Annotated in this window: 1 protein-coding gene; it reads right to left on the reverse strand. The window is 45.9% G+C overall.

The features are described 5' to 3' along the window. Window positions 1-542, reverse strand: a 542-nt coding sequence (locus R7R24_RS29780) for an RNB domain-containing ribonuclease (RefSeq protein WP_318120598.1), incomplete at both ends; no start/stop codon positions are given.

Consider the following 542-nt stretch of genomic DNA (forward strand, 5'->3'; position numbering starts at 1 on the left):
ATTTCGCCTTCAATTAGAGAGCATAGGTTGTCCGCTAGGTCGCGAGGTAACATCGGGATGTTACGGCCTGGTAGATAAATGGTGTAACCACGCTCACGCGCGACTTTATCCATTTCGTCTTCAGGTGTGATGTACGCAGTTGGGTCAGCAATCGCGATAGTTAACTCAAAATCACCAGATTCTGTTTTCTTCGCGTACAACGCGTCATCCATATCTTTGGTTGATTCACCATCGATTGTGACGAAAGGAACATGAGTCATGTCGATGCGCTCTAGATCGGCGTCATCTTTTAATTCCCAGTTCTCAATGCCAGCAGGTTCTGAGTTTGGTAGATCGTTTTGCGCTAGCGTTACCCACCACGGTGCGATTTTGTCATCAGCGTCAGTGATTTTCTCTGAAATTTCAACGAAGAACGTGTTGTCGCCTTTTAGCGGGTGACGAACAAGATGTGCTACAACCCAATCACCTTCCGCGAAGTTGTCAGGCTTTAAACCTTTCTTCAGTTTCGCTTTTAGAGACAATTTCTTTAGTTGAGGATGGTC

Source organism: Vibrio sp. 704 (assembly GCF_033339295.1).